22 protein-coding genes and 1 other annotated feature are annotated in these 15,980 nt (G+C 36.3%); of the genes, 6 read left to right on the top strand and 16 right to left on the bottom strand.

Translation table 11 applies throughout. The annotated features are described in order from the left end of the window. Window positions 1–15: 15 nt before the first annotated feature. From C9J37_RS01885 to comGA, 7 genes are read right to left on the bottom strand one after another with little or no spacing between them, the layout of a single operon-like run. Entirely contained in the window at window positions 16–216 is a 201-nt protein-coding gene (locus C9J37_RS01885) for a hypothetical protein (RefSeq protein WP_024361264.1), read from the bottom strand. Next, complete coding sequence (gene comGF, locus C9J37_RS01880; RefSeq protein ID WP_107893991.1) at window positions 194–619, bottom strand: competence type IV pilus minor pilin ComGF; 426 nt, start codon at window positions 617–619, stop codon at window positions 194–196. The genes C9J37_RS01885 and comGF overlap by 23 nt, the downstream gene beginning before the upstream one ends. Next, complete coding sequence (locus tag C9J37_RS01875) at window positions 616–930, bottom strand: hypothetical protein (RefSeq protein WP_107893990.1); 315 nt, start codon at window positions 928–930, stop codon at window positions 616–618. The genes comGF and C9J37_RS01875 overlap by 4 nt, the downstream gene beginning before the upstream one ends. Then, window positions 927–1,367, bottom strand: a complete 441-nt coding sequence (gene comGD / locus C9J37_RS01870; RefSeq protein ID WP_107893989.1) for a competence type IV pilus minor pilin ComGD — start codon at window positions 1,365–1,367, stop codon at window positions 927–929. The genes C9J37_RS01875 and comGD overlap by 4 nt, the downstream gene beginning before the upstream one ends. Next, window positions 1,364–1,705 carry a competence type IV pilus major pilin ComGC gene (gene comGC / locus C9J37_RS01865; RefSeq protein WP_107893988.1) on the bottom strand — a complete coding sequence of 114 codons (342 nt, stop codon included), beginning with the start codon at window positions 1,703–1,705 and terminating at the stop codon, window positions 1,364–1,366. Before comGC ends, comGD begins: the two co-directional genes overlap by 4 nt. An 11-nt stretch (window positions 1,706–1,716) precedes the next feature. Further along, window positions 1,717–2,799: a competence type IV pilus assembly protein ComGB gene (gene comGB, locus C9J37_RS01860; RefSeq protein ID WP_235616991.1), complete on the bottom strand. Its 1,083-nt coding sequence runs from the start codon at window positions 2,797–2,799 to the stop codon at window positions 1,717–1,719. After that, window positions 2,774–3,796: a competence type IV pilus ATPase ComGA gene (gene comGA, locus C9J37_RS01855; RefSeq protein WP_107893987.1), complete on the bottom strand. Its 1,023-nt coding sequence runs from the start codon at window positions 3,794–3,796 to the stop codon at window positions 2,774–2,776. The genes comGB and comGA overlap by 26 nt, the downstream gene beginning before the upstream one ends. A gap of 324 nt (window positions 3,797–4,120) precedes the next feature. Here comGA and C9J37_RS01850 point away from each other — a divergent pair, with 324 nt between their 5' ends. Then, complete coding sequence (locus C9J37_RS01850; RefSeq protein ID WP_107893986.1) at window positions 4,121–4,831, top strand: helix-turn-helix transcriptional regulator; 711 nt, start codon at window positions 4,121–4,123, stop codon at window positions 4,829–4,831. A 119-nt stretch (window positions 4,832–4,950) separates the two neighbouring features. Continuing rightward, complete coding sequence (locus C9J37_RS01845; protein WP_024361272.1) at window positions 4,951–5,193, top strand: DUF2626 family protein; 243 nt, start codon at window positions 4,951–4,953, stop codon at window positions 5,191–5,193. Between the two features lie 76 nt (window positions 5,194–5,269). Here C9J37_RS01845 and C9J37_RS01840 read toward each other — a convergent pair whose 3' ends face one another. Continuing rightward, window positions 5,270–5,914 carry an MBL fold metallo-hydrolase gene (locus C9J37_RS01840; protein ID WP_107893985.1) on the bottom strand — a complete coding sequence of 215 codons (645 nt, stop codon included), beginning with the start codon at window positions 5,912–5,914 and terminating at the stop codon, window positions 5,270–5,272. 168 nt (window positions 5,915–6,082) lie between these two features. Here C9J37_RS01840 and C9J37_RS01835 point away from each other — a divergent pair, with 168 nt between their 5' ends. Both C9J37_RS01835 and C9J37_RS01830 read left to right on the top strand, forming a co-directional pair. Then, window positions 6,083–6,262 (top strand): DUF2759 domain-containing protein, encoded by a 180-nt coding sequence (locus tag C9J37_RS01835; RefSeq protein ID WP_107894032.1) that lies wholly within the window; start codon window positions 6,083–6,085, stop codon window positions 6,260–6,262. A 206-nt stretch (window positions 6,263–6,468) separates the two neighbouring features. Beyond that, entirely contained in the window at window positions 6,469–7,005 is a 537-nt protein-coding gene (locus C9J37_RS01830; protein ID WP_167397240.1) for a TlpA family protein disulfide reductase, read from the top strand. Between the two features lie 115 nt (window positions 7,006–7,120). Here the strand turns inward: C9J37_RS01830 and C9J37_RS01825 are convergent, their stop codons facing one another. The 4 genes from C9J37_RS01825 to rpmG form a co-directional block, all read right to left on the bottom strand. After that, window positions 7,121–9,016 carry an LTA synthase family protein gene (locus C9J37_RS01825; protein WP_107893983.1) on the bottom strand — a complete coding sequence of 632 codons (1,896 nt, stop codon included), beginning with the start codon at window positions 9,014–9,016 and terminating at the stop codon, window positions 7,121–7,123. 278 nt (window positions 9,017–9,294) lie between these two features. Further along, the gene (locus C9J37_RS01820; protein ID WP_024361277.1) at window positions 9,295–9,504 is read right to left on the bottom strand and encodes a YqgQ family protein; all 210 of its coding nucleotides are present in this window, start codon (window positions 9,502–9,504) and stop codon (window positions 9,295–9,297) included. A 1-nt stretch (window position 9,505) separates the two neighbouring features. Next, the gene (locus C9J37_RS01815) at window positions 9,506–10,090 is read right to left on the bottom strand and encodes a 5-formyltetrahydrofolate cyclo-ligase (RefSeq protein ID WP_107893982.1); all 585 of its coding nucleotides are present in this window, start codon (window positions 10,088–10,090) and stop codon (window positions 9,506–9,508) included. 65 nt (window positions 10,091–10,155) lie between these two features. Then, on the bottom strand, window positions 10,156–10,305 hold the full coding sequence (gene rpmG, locus C9J37_RS01810; RefSeq protein WP_008408521.1) for a 50S ribosomal protein L33: 150 nt from the start codon (window positions 10,303–10,305) through the stop codon (window positions 10,156–10,158). A gap of 159 nt (window positions 10,306–10,464) precedes the next feature. Here rpmG and C9J37_RS01805 point away from each other — a divergent pair, with 159 nt between their 5' ends. Then, window positions 10,465–10,908, top strand: coding sequence for a hypothetical protein (locus C9J37_RS01805; protein ID WP_024361278.1), 444 nt, complete (start codon window positions 10,465–10,467; stop codon window positions 10,906–10,908). Between the two features lie 2 nt (window positions 10,909–10,910). After that, window positions 10,911–11,414 carry a hypothetical protein gene (locus tag C9J37_RS01800; protein WP_107893981.1) on the top strand — a complete coding sequence of 168 codons (504 nt, stop codon included), beginning with the start codon at window positions 10,911–10,913 and terminating at the stop codon, window positions 11,412–11,414. A gap of 113 nt (window positions 11,415–11,527) precedes the next feature. Here C9J37_RS01800 and C9J37_RS01795 read toward each other — a convergent pair whose 3' ends face one another. The 4 genes from C9J37_RS01795 to C9J37_RS01780 all read right to left on the bottom strand — a co-directional run bounded on the left by C9J37_RS01795 (window position 11,528) and on the right by C9J37_RS01780 (window position 15,849). Continuing rightward, window positions 11,528–12,097 (bottom strand): anthranilate synthase component II, encoded by a 570-nt coding sequence (locus C9J37_RS01795; RefSeq protein WP_107893980.1) that lies wholly within the window; start codon window positions 12,095–12,097, stop codon window positions 11,528–11,530. Further along, a complete protein-coding gene (gene trpE, locus C9J37_RS01790) occupies window positions 12,094–13,479 on the bottom strand; it encodes an anthranilate synthase component I (RefSeq protein WP_107893979.1) in 1,386 nt (461 codons plus the stop codon). The genes C9J37_RS01795 and trpE overlap by 4 nt, the downstream gene beginning before the upstream one ends. Before the next feature lie 68 nt (window positions 13,480–13,547). After that, window positions 13,548–13,753, bottom strand: a binding site (T-box leader). 39 nt (window positions 13,754–13,792) lie between these two features. Continuing rightward, the gene (locus C9J37_RS01785; RefSeq protein WP_107893978.1) at window positions 13,793–14,860 is read right to left on the bottom strand and encodes a mechanosensitive ion channel family protein; all 1,068 of its coding nucleotides are present in this window, start codon (window positions 14,858–14,860) and stop codon (window positions 13,793–13,795) included. Window positions 14,861–14,976: 116 nt separating this feature from the next. Further along, complete coding sequence (locus C9J37_RS01780) at window positions 14,977–15,849, bottom strand: vWA domain-containing protein (protein WP_107893977.1); 873 nt, start codon at window positions 15,847–15,849, stop codon at window positions 14,977–14,979. Window positions 15,850–15,980 lie beyond the last annotated feature (131 nt).

The raw sequence follows: 15,980 nt of genomic DNA, 5'->3' as shown, positions 1-15,980 counted from the left end.
CGAATCACCTTCTTACTACGATTCTACACTGTCTGACAAAATTTGTCCTAATAAATTTATCGTAGCTCGAACATTCATCTTTTCTAACCCATCATATGTTCGAAACTGAATCTCATAAGACATGCAATACGTAAGAACAAAAGTAGTTACAAAAAATAATAATGCAATTGCGATTAAAAAAACAGCCCCTCTGTCATTTTTCAATAATTGGTACAAAATAGGTCCGCTCCTTCTTTAAACCGCTTGGAAATTCGACAGCGATTGTCAGTTCATTGCCACTCAATTGAAACTGGCAATTGTTTATACCCACAATCATCGGGACATGACCACCATTCACTCTTTGTCGAATCATATTGTGATAGCAGTCAAAATACTGCCATGTATTGGCTGTTTGAAGCATGATCGTTCTTTGATTTTGCCTTACCGATAAGGAAGTAGCATTTACTAAATTCGTACTCATTTCGAAAACAAATAACTCCCATTTTGAATGTTCATCCGTCATGATAGAAGTTTTCATTGTAGTTGCCCACAGAATAATCAGGACGAAAACATGACAAACGAGCACAAAGACGACTATTTGAAACAGCGCTTCCAATAAAGTATATCCTTTGTCGTTCATCGAATTTCACCTGCTAATTCGATACACTTTTGACGCAGTTCTCTTGTATTTTGAAATGTGACACATATTTTCTGTCCATCAAATAGCCAATGATAATCTACATCGTCAATCGTTTTTACTCCTGCAACTTGCTGGAAATAACGATAGTGCTTTAACCCTTCATAAGCCGTTTCGGCAGCGGCAACTTCAAGCTTTTGATGATAGAGTGTTGTTTTCATTGTGTAGCTAATCGGAATTAACGTCGAGCAGAGCACCATTACAATAACAACAGAAACAATTGTTTCAACAAATGAGTAGCCTGTTTCATTCATTCGACTCTCATTCTCCCTCGCCCTAACGTTATGACTACTTTTTTAAGCCCATGAGGTGTATGAAAATAAAGTGTCCCTGGGGTCATCATATTACCGATAAAGTTAAAGCGCACTGTATAAACGTTTGTCCCCTCTGTCAATAGTTCCACCCCTTTTGGAAAGGGGCGAGTATATACTGTTGTAAAAAAATCTTTTTTAATACTGTAACGTTGTAAGTGTGGTTCAAATTTTATAAATATATAATCCTTGTGGTGCATACTATACGTTTGCAAATAGTGAAGGTCTAATTGCAGTTGCATAAAAAAGCGTTCCACTTCTTTTGCTTCAGCTACTTTCACTGATAATTTTGTCACAATAGCAGTTAATGACATTACTACAAACAACACCATGACCATTTCAAGCAGCGTATAGCCTCGCTCATTTTTAATGCGATTCATTGCCCATCAACCTCTGCTGTAGAGGATTGTTTTGCTAATTGCACTTCTCCTTTAGTGGTAATCACGATCTTTTCCTTATTTGGACAAGTCGTTCCCTGCTCTTTTAAATATCCCTTTTTGACCAAATCGTCTAATGTAGGATACTCCATAAAATCTACCCGATAAGCCTCGACTTGTCCTTGCACCATCGAGATATATGCAGCACATCCTTTTTCATCAATCGTCGCAAAATGTTTTGTAACATTTGGAATTGTAATAAGTATTAAAATAGAAATAATCAACAGAACAATTAACATTTCAATTAAAGTAAATCCACCTTCTTGTTGTATATGTTTCATGATAGGTCCTCCTATATAAGTTCAATCATGTGATAAATCGGTAACAATAGACTGACATAGGCCGCAACAATACATAAAGCAATAAAAACAAAAAACGTTGGTTGTACAAATGCAAGCAATCTTTGCAACAGGAGTTCTTGCTTTTCTAACAATAATTCACTATATAATACTAATTCCTTCCCTAAGTAACCGCTTTGCTCCCCATGCTCTACAAACGTTGCAAAATCGTTTTGCCACACTGGAAGTAAAGAAACTGCCTGTGTTAACGTATCTCCAAAAGTAACCCTTTCCTTTATGCGACTAGCTAAAAAGCGTACATTCGGTTGGTACCGTTGTCGCTCTAAAATCTGCAAGCTTGCTTGTAAGGAAAAACCACTGTGCAGCAAGCTACCCAAATAAGCAGAAAATTGTTTTGTAATGGTTAAGCGAAAATAGCTATTCACAAAAGGTGTTTTTAACATTATTTGGAGCTGTCGAGCAACCGATAACCTTTTTAGCATACGCTGAAAAATGATGCTAGCTAAAGTCAAAACAAAAAACACTACGATAAATACGTCTGGAACATGTAGTAATAATTTAGATACGGCAATAGACGACTGTTCCTCTGTTGCATAATCGTTGCGACTTGTCACCATTGCTTCAATATTAGGAAAGAAAAAAGTACGAAATAACAGAAACAACAATAATAAAAATACAATCAATACTACTGGATACAAAAGTAACTTTATTAATTTTTTCTTAGTCTCTTGGCTCAACGCCATTTGCTTGGCCACACCACCTAATGCTTCAACCAAATGGCCATTATGTTCAGCAATTGAAATGGCTACTAAATAATGCTTGGCTAATTGTAAAGTGTCAAATACGCCAATAACACCTTTGCCTTGTTTAAGTGCTTCATCTACAAATTGTTGTACCTCCTCATGGTTTTTTACATGGTGTGGCAGCAGCATGGACACCGCTTGAGCAAACAAATAGCCTTCCTGTATTAAGACACTTAAACGCCTAATAAATTGTGCTTGTTCTTTTAGTCGCCACTTTGTTGTTCTTTTATAATCCAGTTGTAGTTTGTCAATAAACGCTCTGAGCTGCAGCATATTGTTGCCTCATAATTTCTTCTTTTTGACCAGCCAACGTAAGACGATAAGGCATTGCATAATGCGATTTTTGTATCAAAGCTTGAATGGCATGATCAAGGTGGCGATCACATAATATTTCAAATAATGCTCGTCTTTCCTCTTGCTGTTGCGGAATGTGAAGTAACATTTGTGCCACAATAGCAATTACTGTTTGACGCAGCTCTTCTGGTGACACCCCTAAATCTAAAAGCCGATAGAGACAACTTACTGAATCCTTAGCGTGAATAGTTGACAGCACTAAATGACCTGTAAGAGCTGCTTCAATAGCAATTTTAGCTGTTTCTTGATCGCGTATTTCACCGATCATAATCACGTCTGGCGAATGCCGCAAAATCGCTTTTAAGCCCGCCGCATAAGTAATGCCAGCTCGTTCATTTACTTGAATTTGAAGAAGATTGACTTGTTTATTTTCTACAGGATCTTCTAATGAAATAACATGGCGTTGAAGCTCGCTAGAACAATGGTGTATTAAAGAGTACAAAGACGTTGTTTTACCAGTGCCCGTTGCGCCGCAAAACAATAAAATGCCTTGTTGATTGTCCACTAGATTTGTTAACTTATCAGCTGCACATTTGGAATAGCTTAAGGATGTAAGTGGAAATGCGTGGTTTTGAAGTAGAAGCCGTATAATCAGGCTTTCTTTTAAATAAGCAGAAGGAAGTGTGGAAACGCGTAAAGCAAAACGATTTTGCTCCACTATTTTCTGAAAAGAGCCGCTTTGTGGTTTACGTCGCTCACTAATATCTAATGCTGCTAAAAATTTATAATAGGATACGATACGCTCGGCGAGTTCAGTGGGGAGCTCTCCTGCTGTCAGCAACTTATCATATTTTCGAAAATAGATTATATACCGATTTTCTTGCGGTATAAGTAATAAATCCGAAGCACCAAAATGATAGGCTTTCACTAAAAGATGCTCACTCTTTTGTTCTACAACAGATTCAAAAGTTTGCATAGTTACCCCTTCTTTCTAGTTCATTCGAATATGACCGCTCTATTCGTTATTTCCTAGTATAAAGAGGAACACGTTACGAGAAAAGCCCTTTTTCTAAAAAAAAAATTTGATGGATATTTCACTAGCAAATGCAGATTTTTCTAAAAATGTTGTGGATAACATACAAATTTTCACAAAATATGAACAAAACATATGAAAAAGATAATATTTAAGCCTAAAGAATCTGTATCTTTTCCAATAATGCAATATAATAGAATCAGCATGATTTTTTTCCTAACTTTTCATTAACAGCAATTTTTCAAATAATACAATGAGGTGATGTAAATGATCCATCCATTAAAAATTACTAGTACTTTAGCCGACGAAACGAGATACTCCATTTATGAGTATATTTTAAAAGAGAAAAAAACGGTAACTGTACAAAATATTGCTGATAAATTCAGCATTCATCCAAATGTTGCACGCCTTCACTTAACCAAGCTCTCAGAAATTAATATTATTACAGCAGACTTCGCAAAAACTGGTAAAGGCGGACGACCTGGTCGTGTTTATAAGGCATCTGAAAAAGGTGTTTCACTAACATTCCCTAGACGTGATGAGGAGCGCTTATTAAAATGGACGATCCAGTTAGTACAAGAGTTAGGACCATCTGCTTTAACTAAATGTCAGGAAATTAGTTATCAAGATGGCTATCAACAAATGAAAAATTATGTAAATGCTGAATTAAAACTAAATAACATGCTATCCTTCGAACACAAGCTTCAGCTATTAACAGACAATGCTGCATTAATTGGCTATACTCCACAAATACAGCAAACGGAAAAAGGGAAAAAAGTGATTTTCTCCATTTTTAATTGCCCATTTCAAGAGCAGCTTAATACCCACTCGGACATCGTTTGTACTTTACACGAATCTTACTTAAAAGGACAATTAAATGCATTATTCTCTAATAATGAATTTTTCCAAATCGAAAGCATGGTACATAACTGCGATTTATGCAAATATGAAATTAACGTGACAGAAATTGATAGCTAATTTGTAAAATCCATTTGTTTGTCACAAAGAAGCAGAAGTTCCAGTTTACAGACACCTTTCATATCATTTATAATGAGTAAGAGATTATTGTGTCGTGGGCAAAAGGAGGGGAAATCTTCATGGATAATATGTATAAAGTTATGGCATTCTGGACAGGTATTTTTGCAGTTATGTTCTACCTTGGTGGTATGAACGAGGTATCGCTATTATTCGTAGGTAATACAGGTTTATTCTTATTATTAGGCTTCTTGAACCTTTCAGAACGTATGTACATGTACATTTTCGGAGCATATTTAACTGTATTCTTCGCTGGCTTCACGTACTATACAACATTCATTCACGTACCTGGTGGCGGTCATTAATACAAAAAATCGCGTGTCTCAACAATCTTGAGACACGCTTTTTTTATTACCTATCACTTTTTACTATCACATGCCATTAAAAGCCATTTAAGAAAGGATTCGTTTCCATTTCTGTACCAATTGTTGTGTAATTACCATGACCAGGGTAAACAATGGTATCTTCAGGCAATGATAGGAGTTTGTCATGAATGGATGCAAGTAATAGTTTTGTTGATCCTCCAAGTAAATCTGTACGCCCTATACTTTGTTCGAATAATGTATCTCCAACGATGGCAAAACCATCTTGTTCAAAAATATATGAAATACTACCAGGTGAATGGCCAGGAGTAAATACGGCATTAAATACAAAATTACTTATTTCAAAAAGTTGTTCTTTCTTAATAATATGTTCTTTAGCAGGAGCAGCAACCTTATAATCCGGTAAAGAAGCATATTTACCTGAACCATTTTTCATCGGGTCATCTAGCCAGCTAACCTCTTTTTCATGAATCCACACCGGAATATGAAAAGCTTCTCTGACTTCATCCACTGCACCAATATGGTCAAAATGGGCGTGTGTTAAAAAAATGGCCAATGGCTTCAATCCATTGCTGCGAATTACCTTTATAATTTTTGTCGCTTCTTCGCCTGGATCAAATATTAAGCATTCTTTCTCTTTATTCGATACGATATAACAATTCGTTTGGATTGGTCCAAGGGAATAGCTTCGTACGTTCATCATCTTTATCACCTCAACTTCATATTATACATTCTTTGCCACAATTTGACGATAAAAGTTCATACTTTACGCTATATTAGTCCTCGACAAAAACAGGTAGAACGTTTACAATTAAGGAGGAATATTGTTTACGACATTCATTTTCTGATGTCGAAAGGAGTGTCTTTTTTAATGAACTTATTAATGGTTATTTTTGGTCTAGTAGCGATTTTAGCTGTCGTTGGTACATTCCAAGCAATTAAAGAAAAAAACTTACTAAGCATTGTTTTCAACTTAGCAAGTGCTGGGGTATTCGGTTGGTTCGTCATCATGACAATCATTCATAGTGGATATCCTCCAGTGTTACACTAAAATCCAGACAGAAAAGAGCAGTCTCTATTATGAGGCTGCTCTTTTTCTTTTTTTGTAGAATGCTTTCATCCACGAATCATGCTAACCCTTATAAAAAATAGGAGGTTTCTTCTCATAAATTACGTTATCATATAAGTAGGGTTTTTTAAAAATGGAATAATTTATCTAATTTACCTATATCTATATGCACTAAAAGGAGATTTATGATGAAACGTAAAACGATTTTAATGCTCATTTCGTTAGTAGTTGTACTGGCACTCATTGGTATTGCTGTGAAAAATGAAATATACAAAGAGAGCCAACCTAATTTGATTGTAGATAAACAAACAGGGGCAAAGATGCTTAACTTTGAAAGCCCATTAACACGCTTAGATGAATCCTCAACGACGTTAGAAGAATATAAAGGGAACATTCTAATTATTAATTTTTGGGCTTCTTGGTGCGGTCCCTGTCATGAGGAAGCGCCAGATTTAAATACTTTTTATGAGCAAAAACCAAATAATGTTGAGTTGCTAGCAATCAATGCGACTTCAAATGATAGTCGTGAAAATGCAATCAAATTTCAACAATTATACAATTTAAGTTTTCCTATTTTCTTAGATCATGATCGAGCACTTGGGAAGGCTTTCGAAGTCATGGCTTACCCTACTACCTTTATTATTGATGCTGAGGGGACTTTGAGATATACAGTGGAGGGGCAAGTTACACAAAAGGACTTACAGCAGTTCCTATCGAATCTGTAAATGATAACTAGCATGCGATTGCATTGCTAAATTTTCAAAATTACCTGAATTGTTTGCGTGACTGGCACCCAAAAAATTAAAGGCATACTAGAATTTCTAGTATGCCTTTTTTGATTTATTTCACTGCATTTTGTTTTAAATTGCCTGTTTTTTCATCATAGAATCGGAGTAAGTCGCCGTTTATGATGGCATCCGAATTTTCTAATTCCGTTGTTGCTCGGTCTGCATAAGGTTGACAAGGCGCTACATCAATTTGTTCCCCTGTTGCTTTGTCGTAGCAAGCCTCACCAGCATAAACGTATTTATCTGTAATGAATCGGCCGTCACGGAAGATAACGAAATCCTCGTGCTCTGGTGAGAATAAATCTGCACCAAGTTGCATATCTTTTGACGTTTCAACGCCAAGTAAATGTAAAATAGTTGGTCGTAAATCTATTTGTCCGGATACCTCTGTCATCTCTTTTCCTTGACCATCGCCAGGGATATGGATGAATAAAGGTACTTCTTGCAATAATGCATTATCATACGGTGTAATGCCGTCTTTTTCTAAATATTGTGCCATTGCTTTATTATGGTTTTCGGAAATACCATAATGGTCTCCATACATAACGATAATCGAATTATCATAAACACCTTGGTCTTTTAGATCTTGGAAGAAATCTTTTAGCGCCTCATCCATGTAACGAACTGTTTGGAAGTAGCGATTTAACGTTCCTGAGTTTGACGTGTATTCAGGAATCATCACGTCTTCTGGATCTAAAGTGAATGGATAGTGGTTTGTTAACGTAATTAAACGAGAGTAGAATGGCTGTGGCATGTCTTTCATCAATGCAGCGGACTGCTCCATAAACGGAATATCTTTCATACCCCAGTTGACAGCTTGGCCTTCTTCTATTTTATATGAGTCTACATCATAGAATTTATCAATTTTTAAAGATTGGTACATTATATCACGATTCCAGAACGATTTATTGTTCGGGTGCATAACATTTGTAAAGTAACCATTTTCCCCAAGACGCTCTGCCATTGAGTTATACGTATTACCACCATGTGTGAAGAAGACCGCACCACGGCCAAGACCAAATAATGAGTTTTCTACAATAAACTCAGAGTCTGATGTTTTCCCTAACCCTGTTTGGTGATAGAAATTACTGAAATAATACGTATCTGGATCTTTTGTTAAAGAGTTAAAGAATGGCGTAATTTCGTGTCCATTCATATCATTATTAATCACAAAGTTTTGTAATGACTCGAGAGACACGACAATTAAGTTGCGATCTTTGTATTTTCCAAACATATCTTCGTTAATCGCTGCTTGGTTAGAACGAATGTAGTTGTTTACTTCTACTAATTCACTGCCATCCGCTAATGCGCGTTGTGCAGATGACTTTGACTGAATATAAATATCATATAGATGATAGTTGTACGTACCTATATTTTTAACAAGTAGTTCGCGGTCGAAGCTACGTGTTAATAATTGTGGACGCTCTGTTTCCGCTAAACCTAAGTTTAAAAATGTCATGGCAATAGCTAACACGAAAAATGCACGGCGGAATTCAACGTTTACTTTTACCGCTGCTTTCATTTTAGGTAAATACTTATTAGCGATAATAATAATAAAGACATCAGCAAAATATAAAAGATCCCACGGATTAATAATAGCTGCAGCGGAAGTTCCTAAATCACTAAAGTTACTTGTCTGAAATAATACCGGCAATGTAATAAAGTCATTGTAGAATCGATAGAACGCAACGTTTCCATATAAAACAATCGATAATACGATACTCATAGTGATTATATAGCGATTTCTTATTTTAGGTGTTTTAAAGAATAACGATAATCCATAAACAAACAGTAAAAAACTTAATGGATTAATAAACAAAATAAATTGTTGCATTGCATTTTCAATTTTCAACTCAAAGCTTGTGTGGTACACAATGACCGTTTTTATCCAAGTTGCTACGATTGCTAGTATCATAAATGAATGTTTAGGCCACTTAGTTAATTTCATTCCTAACATCCTCCCTATTCCTTACAAAAAAATAATAAAATTTACAATTTGATTTCTGAAACAAAATATATCTTAATCCATTTTTTACAGATAATCAACAGATATATTTTTAGGCAGCCTTTCTCCTCGGCTTCATTATAGCTTAACATTAATATATACGTTTTTAAATGTAAAAAGTTTCGTAAAAACATAAAAACAGTGGTAAACCACTGTTTTTACGAATTTTACATACATATTACGATATTTTTACGGTACCCAAATTATTCGCTATTGAAACATTACTGCTTATTTTGCTCAACCCGCAGTCTTGTCGTTTCTTGTCGTATTAACAACAATGCCATTTGGTAATCTTTAATGTCGAGTACATTCGCCTTGTACAACTCACGAATTTCATCCTCCATTAACATTAAATCGCCAATGGGATCACGTGTATAAATATAAGTGCCATATGTTTTTAATAAATCATAAATATCTAGCATTTTATCCATTTTATTTCGCTCCTCGTTGCGCTTCACAATCAATGCGTTTTGTCGGTGTGATGATAAGATCTACTGGGTAGTCGTGCGTCTCTACAGGCACCTGTTCATATAGTTGCTCATCAAAAAGCACAGACATTAGTTTACCTTTTTTATAGTGTAATACATAGCGATCGTAATAACCACCACCGTAGCCTATTCGATAGCCTTGTGTGTCAAAAACTACGCCAGGAACAAGTATGATATCCATTTCATTTGCGTCAACAAACTCACTTATTTCCGGAATTGGTTCACGCAAATGCATATAAACAGTTTCTAACTGGGCAAACGATTCTATCGCATAAAATGACATTTCTCTTGTTTTTGCGTTACATTTTGGAACTGCCACTGTTTTACCAAGCTTCCAAAGTGCTTCGATTAGATGAATTGTGTCAACTTCTGGCTTATTAGAAATGGTAATGCCAATCGTATTTGCTTCTATTATATATGGTTCCTGTAGCACTTTTCTTGCGATAGCAAATGATTGTTCGCGATATGTAGCTGCACTCATATTTGAGAGTGCTTCACGCACCTTGTTTCGCAACGATGTTTTATCCACGACATCGCACCTCCCTTTAAAATGTAGAAAGCCAAAACCACGTGTGGTTTTGGCTTAATGAGCGATTACTTTGTTTCACGGTGAAGAGTGTATTTCTTCTCGCGAGAGCAATATTTTTTAAGTTCAAGACGCTCTGGATTGTTACGCTTGTTCTTTTTAGAAATGTAGTTACGTTCGCCGCAATCTGTGCAAGCTAAAGTAATATTTACGCGCATTATTAACCCTCCCACTCTATATCAAGAATTTAAATTTGAGCATGATTTATACGACTAACCTATTATAACATAAACTGAAAAAAAATCTACCTTCATTTCATATTAAGTTTGCATGTGGTAAAATACCTTATAATTACATAATTTAATGGGGTGAAACTAGTGGATTTATCCATCATACTTATGATTGTCGGTATCGTTCTTATCTTTTTATCGTTCTTTTTCAAAGATAGTGCGAAAAAAGTCGAACAAGATGTCGAAGAATTATCCATTTCTATTTTTCAAGAAACGAATAATTTAAAGCGACGTCTCAAAATTGTGGAAGAAGAGCTATTACTAGAACCTGAATTTCAGGTTAAATCATCCATAGCTAAAAATCCTCCGACGCAAAATCCAAAGGTTCAACAGGTTATGCAGGCTGTTCAACAAGCTGCACAAGTAAAAAAGGCTGAACCGATGCCAAACAACTTAAAGCCGATTCATGAAATCATTATCAGTCAGGTACTCGAACTCAACAAGCAAGGACTTTCCATTGCTGATATTAGTATTCGCTCCAATTTAACGGAAGAGCAAGTGCGACAAGTGATTGCAAACGGAGGTAGATAATAATGAACAAATCCGCCATCCGTGCATTTGGTATCGCCCTTTTCCTAGTCGGCGCATTGCTTTCTTTAGCCGATCGCTTGGATCTGAATATTGGTCTACCGACAGTTGCCTCCTCAAACGATAAGGACGTAGAGGAACTACAAAAAAAACTTGAGCAAGCAACGAAAGAAATCGCAACATTAAAGGCGAACTCGACGAAAGAAACTGGGAATGAAAATAAGCAACAAGAAAATACAACTGACACGTCTACAGAAGATAAGCGTATTGATAGTACCCCGAACGCTGATAATGAAGTCACAATGACACTTCAAATATATAGCGGCATAACGCCCTATATTGTGGCGCAAAAGCTCGAAGACGGTGGCATTATTACAAATAGTGTAGAAATGGAGCTATTACTTGCGAACGCAAAATATGCTCGAAGTTTACAAATCGGCTCGTATGAGGTCAATTCTTCCATGTCATTAGAGGAAATTGCCAAATTAATAACTGGTAAAAAGCAATAAATAAAAAAATCCACTTCACCCCGATGCAACATTTCATACGCTGCAGGAGGCAAGTGGATTTTTTCTATTGAAAATCAAATTGTTTGGAAATTGTTTGAGTGCCTGGCACGCACCTAAACGAGTGCTAAAAAGGCTTGCACGATGTCACTACCTGTCTTAGTGCCTATTGATTCTGGATGGAATTGCAATCCAACAAGTGGATAGTGCTTATGTTGAATAGCCATAATTTCTCCATCATCACGCGAAGTGGCAGTTATAATAAAATCTTCATGCAACGTCGATGGCTCTATGATTAACGAGTGATAGCGCATTACTTCGATTTCACCTTCGAATTGTGCAAAAACGCCTGCTTGCTCATACTGTAAAGTAGACAGCTTGCCATGCATAATATTTTTAGCTTGCTCAATTGTTCCTCCGAATGCCTGCCCTATCGACTGATGACCTAAACAAATTCCTAAAATCGGATATTTTGTATATAGTTCTTGTACAACTTGTACTGTGATTCCTGCCTCATTTGGTGTACCTGGACCTGGAGATAAAATAATTGCTTCTGGTTGCATGTCGATTATTTCTTCAATTGTTATTTCATCATTCCTTACTACTTGAACTTCCTTACCTAGCATACTGACTTGCTGAAATAAATTATATGTGAATGAATCATAATTATCGATGAGTAAAATCATTTTTTAACCTCCAGTAGCGCACGAGCTTTATTTAATGTTTCTTCATATTCAGACAAAGGTACTGAATCATACACAACGCCTGCACCTGCTTGCACATGTGCAAACCCATCTTTGATAACCATCGTACGAATAGCCAACGCTAAATCCATATCACCTGAAGCTGAAATATACCCTACTGCACCAGCATAAACGCCGCGCTTCACTGGCTCTAGCTCATTAATTAACTGCATTGCTCGAATCTTTGGGGCCCCTGACACTGTGCCAGCTGGTAAACATGCGCTAAGGACGTCTAACACATGGACTTCATCACGAAGTTCACCAATAACTTCCGATACAATATGCATAACATGTTTGTAGCGTTCAATGTTCATGTATTTAACAAGCTTTACGGTGCCAATCTTGGAAATTCTTCCAAGATCATTACGCCCTAAATCCACTAACATTCGATGCTCAGCGATTTCTTTTTCATCCGTCAATAAGCTTTCAGCAATCGCTTCATCTTGCTGTTGTGTTGTACCACGTGGTTTCGTTCCAGCAATTGGATTTGTTGTAACTTTGCGATTCTTGACCTTTACAAGACTCTCTGGAGAAGTTCCTAAAATTGTGTATGCCTCAAAATCCATATAAAACATATAAGGTGATGGATTCGACGTTCTTAACTGCCGATATAAGGCAAATGGATTGCCCGTAAACGATGAAGAAAAACGTTGGGATAACACGATTTGAAAAATATCTCCTTTCACAATATGCTGTTTTGCGCGCTCAACAATCGCAATAAACTCTTCCTTTGGTATCATTGGTTGAAAATCAATTGTACCTAGCTCCATTGCACCAAATGTCGTTCCTGCATGTAGCTGTTGCTCAATTTCAGCAATCGCGGCTTCCATCCTATCAAGTGTGCGCCCTTCATTAAATAAATCGATTGCTGCTAGTGTCACCTCTTGCTTCAAATGATCAAACACGATAAACGTATCATAGAAAAAAACATGGACATCAGGCATTTCTAAATTATCATGTAAATATTCACCAATTTTTTCAGCATAAAAGGCGGTTTCATAACCAAAAAAGCCGATTGCGCCACCAAAAAAAGCAAAAGGATAATCCGCTTCATGGAATGGCATTACTTCTTTTAGTTTTTGTAAGACATTATCGTTAGACGTATCAATTTTCATCCCTTTTTTATATTGATAACCGTTTTTATCCCCAATCAGTTCTGCTATTGGGTTAACGGCGATAAAGGAATAACGCCCACTTTCCTCATGCTTGGCTGAAGATTCAAATAGCATCTTATGCTTTCCTGTCAGAGATTGATACACCGAAATAGGCGTCATCATATCCCCCTGTAATACTTTGATGGCAAATCTACTAAGCTCAACTGTCATTCTTAATCTCTCCTTCACTATGCTCTGCTCTACTACACCAAAAAACCATATAAAAAGGCCTTTCCATCGCAAAGGACGGAAAAGCCGTGGTGCCACCTTCATTGGTCTTAAAAGACCCTCTCTACGCCTTGTAACGTAGGCAAACGCTAATCCATACTTAACTTCTGGATTAGGGCTCCGAAGTCCATTCGCTATTTATTTGTACTAGCTTCCACCAACCGCTAGCTCTCTTGAACAAATAATAATAGTTACTACTCTTCATCTAAGCCAATTATTAGTATATATTGTAATGTAAAATATCGAACAATTCAAATTATTTTTTCTCAAGTTTACACTCGTCCGGATGTTCTGCAAGTACTATCTCATAATCTTGAACAACTTGGCGGATTACAAATAAAATATCCTGCCGTACATTTAACATAACAGCCGTATCGTTAGTTGCAACATAAAAACGAACAAGAACCCGATATGATGCATGATATAACTCATCTATATATACATGAATCAGCTCTTTTTCAGTATTTGCATGCAAATGAATTTGCTGATGAATGGTGCTTAAAGCACTACGTAATGTTTCTTCTTCGTTTTCCGCAGCTACATATAAAAACAACTCACATTTTCGTTTCTCTCGTTTTGATAAATTATATATTGGACGATTCACTAAATAAGAGTTCGGCACATATACAAGCCCTTTGTCGCCTGTTTGAATAAGTGTACTGCGAAGGTTGATATCCTCAATGGTACCTTCTATTTTTTGATCCTCTGTCGCAATCCAATCGCCTATTTGAAATGGATTGTCGAGTGCAACGGACATCCCACCAAAAACATGTGCCAGAGTGTCACGAATACCAAAAGCAATCGCTACCCCTGTTAAACCAATTCCTGTCAAAAAGCCATTTAGATTAAAGTTCCAAAAGGACGCAATGGTAAACATAGCTAAAATCATAATAAGCACTTTACCAATACGCAGGAAAAACGGTAAAAGAACATTTTGCTCCTCGTCACTATTTAACTCTAATGGTTTCTTTGTATAGTAGTGAAGCACATCATATACGCCTTTAAAGGCAAAAAACACCATGATAGACAACACAAAATTCTTTGTTGCAAAATGAGTAAATAAAAATACTTTAAGTAAATTTGATAAACTTAGGACAACTACTGCTGACATAAACGCATATCGGATTGCCTTATTAAATTGTCCAAGAACAGTCGCTTGAAAATGACGCTGTCTATTCTTTAAAAATGTAACACTGCTCGTAATGATTTTCTTCAGCACAAAATGCTGAAACAACCATCCCACAACACAAAATGCCACCGCAATAGTAATGTCTATCCATGTTGGCACAGTCAAGTTCGGTAATAACCATTTCAATGAATCCATGTAATACTCCTTTTATATACCTATGTACATTTTCAATTATACTTGTGCAAAAAAATTGATGTTACTATTTACAGTAAAAATAAGCCGACCAATAGCAATCTGGTCAGCTTCGCATTTTATTGAATCGCATCATCTGCAAAAATGGCTCTATTTGCAAACCAGAAGTGATGCTCATTAAAACAATGCTCATTCATCGCAATAACGGAAAATTCAGCATGGTAGCGCTGCTTCATTTCATCTAACATTGTCTTTGCACGCTTTCCTAATAAATGTGGTCCATCAACAGGATTCCCTTCAGTAAAAATAAGAACTTCTGTTTCTGCACATTGCTGATTTTCTTGTAGCAAACCTTTTACAAACTGTAGCACAGGTAAAATAGCTGCTTCACCTTGTGCCTTATATTCAATAAAATCTTTAAAATCAGATAGATTTAATTGACCATTTTCAAAGCGGAAGTGCACATGAATTTGACAATCGTATGGCACGATATATAAATCTCTTTGCTCTTTATATGCATTCATAAATAACGGCAAAATCATACTTTTACAAAGCGCTGAATACCTCTCCATGCCAAAAGTTTGTTCAAGACAAATAATAATAGGCCCTTGCTCTTCCTTGTAATCAACAAATGGCACATATAGTACATTTCCACTTTTAGTTGTATGCTGCTTTAACTTTTGACGTCTCGCTTCTTGCCATTTTTGCGCATAGTACATACGTTGCTCTTTACCGTTGGCTAAGCGCTCGGCCTGTTCAATGGCTGGAACGTTTTCTCGGATTTCATGCATAACATCCGCTAGTTCAAGTGCAAATGCTGCCATATTACGCAGTGTCTCACTTTTGTAAAAATAATCAATAAAAAAATGTTGTTCCTTCTCACTTAGCTCTTCTAAATGTAAATTTTCATACAGATAATCTAAGTAGTTGCGTTGTTCTGACGAAATCTCTAGACCAAATTTCTTTATAAGTGATTCTACACCGTCTTTCACGAAGCAGCACCTCCTAAGAACTTTTTTTTGGATAATGTCTATAGTATAACCAAAAATTTTTTTTGACAATACAAATAAACACACTAACATATTTGACGTATGTGTAGAGTGTAATGTTGCCGCGATTTCTT

This window comes from Lysinibacillus mangiferihumi (genome assembly GCF_003049665.1).
Classification (GTDB): Bacteria; Bacillota; Bacilli; order Bacillales_A; family Planococcaceae; genus Lysinibacillus; species Lysinibacillus mangiferihumi.
Note: the sequence above shows the minus strand (reverse complement) of the source record. Positions and strands in the feature narration are given on the sequence as shown.

Bases quoted from the DNA above. Each gene is read 5' to 3' on its own strand.
- trpE (WP_107893979.1), bottom strand. From the start codon at position 13,479: ATGACAGTTGAGCTTAGTAGATTTGCCATCAAAGTATTACAGGGGGAT.
- rpmG (WP_008408521.1), bottom strand. From the start codon at position 10,305: ATGCGCGTAAATATTACTTTAGCTTGCACAGATTGCGGCGAACGTAAC.
- C9J37_RS01825 (WP_107893983.1), bottom strand. From the start codon at position 9,016: ATGAAATTAACTAAGTGGCCTAAACATTCATTTATGATACTAGCAATC.
- C9J37_RS01875 (WP_107893990.1), bottom strand. From the start codon at position 930: ATGAATGAAACAGGCTACTCATTTGTTGAAACAATTGTTTCTGTTGTT.
- C9J37_RS01850 (WP_107893986.1), top strand. From the start codon at position 4,121: ATGATCCATCCATTAAAAATTACTAGTACTTTAGCCGACGAAACGAGA.
- C9J37_RS01840 (WP_107893985.1), bottom strand. From the start codon at position 5,914: ATGATGAACGTACGAAGCTATTCCCTTGGACCAATCCAAACGAATTGT.
- comGA (WP_107893987.1), bottom strand. From the start codon at position 3,796: ATGCAAACTTTTGAATCTGTTGTAGAACAAAAGAGTGAGCATCTTTTA.
- C9J37_RS01795 (WP_107893980.1), bottom strand. From the start codon at position 12,097: ATGATTTTACTCATCGATAATTATGATTCATTCACATATAATTTATTT.
- C9J37_RS01785 (WP_107893978.1), bottom strand. From the start codon at position 14,860: ATGGATTCATTGAAATGGTTATTACCGAACTTGACTGTGCCAACATGG.
- C9J37_RS01835 (WP_107894032.1), top strand. From the start codon at position 6,083: ATGAACTTATTAATGGTTATTTTTGGTCTAGTAGCGATTTTAGCTGTC.
- comGD (WP_107893989.1), bottom strand. From the start codon at position 1,367: ATGAATCGCATTAAAAATGAGCGAGGCTATACGCTGCTTGAAATGGTC.
- C9J37_RS01820 (WP_024361277.1), bottom strand. From the start codon at position 9,504: ATGGATAAAATGCTAGATATTTATGATTTATTAAAAACATATGGCACT.
- C9J37_RS01830 (WP_167397240.1), top strand. From the start codon at position 6,469: ATGAAACGTAAAACGATTTTAATGCTCATTTCGTTAGTAGTTGTACTG.
- C9J37_RS01800 (WP_107893981.1), top strand. From the start codon at position 10,911: ATGAACAAATCCGCCATCCGTGCATTTGGTATCGCCCTTTTCCTAGTC.
- comGB (WP_235616991.1), bottom strand. From the start codon at position 2,799: ATGCTGCAGCTCAGAGCGTTTATTGACAAACTACAACTGGATTATAAA.
- C9J37_RS01845 (WP_024361272.1), top strand. From the start codon at position 4,951: ATGGATAATATGTATAAAGTTATGGCATTCTGGACAGGTATTTTTGCA.
- comGF (WP_107893991.1), bottom strand. From the start codon at position 619: ATGAACGACAAAGGATATACTTTATTGGAAGCGCTGTTTCAAATAGTC.
- comGC (WP_107893988.1), bottom strand. From the start codon at position 1,705: ATGAAACATATACAACAAGAAGGTGGATTTACTTTAATTGAAATGTTA.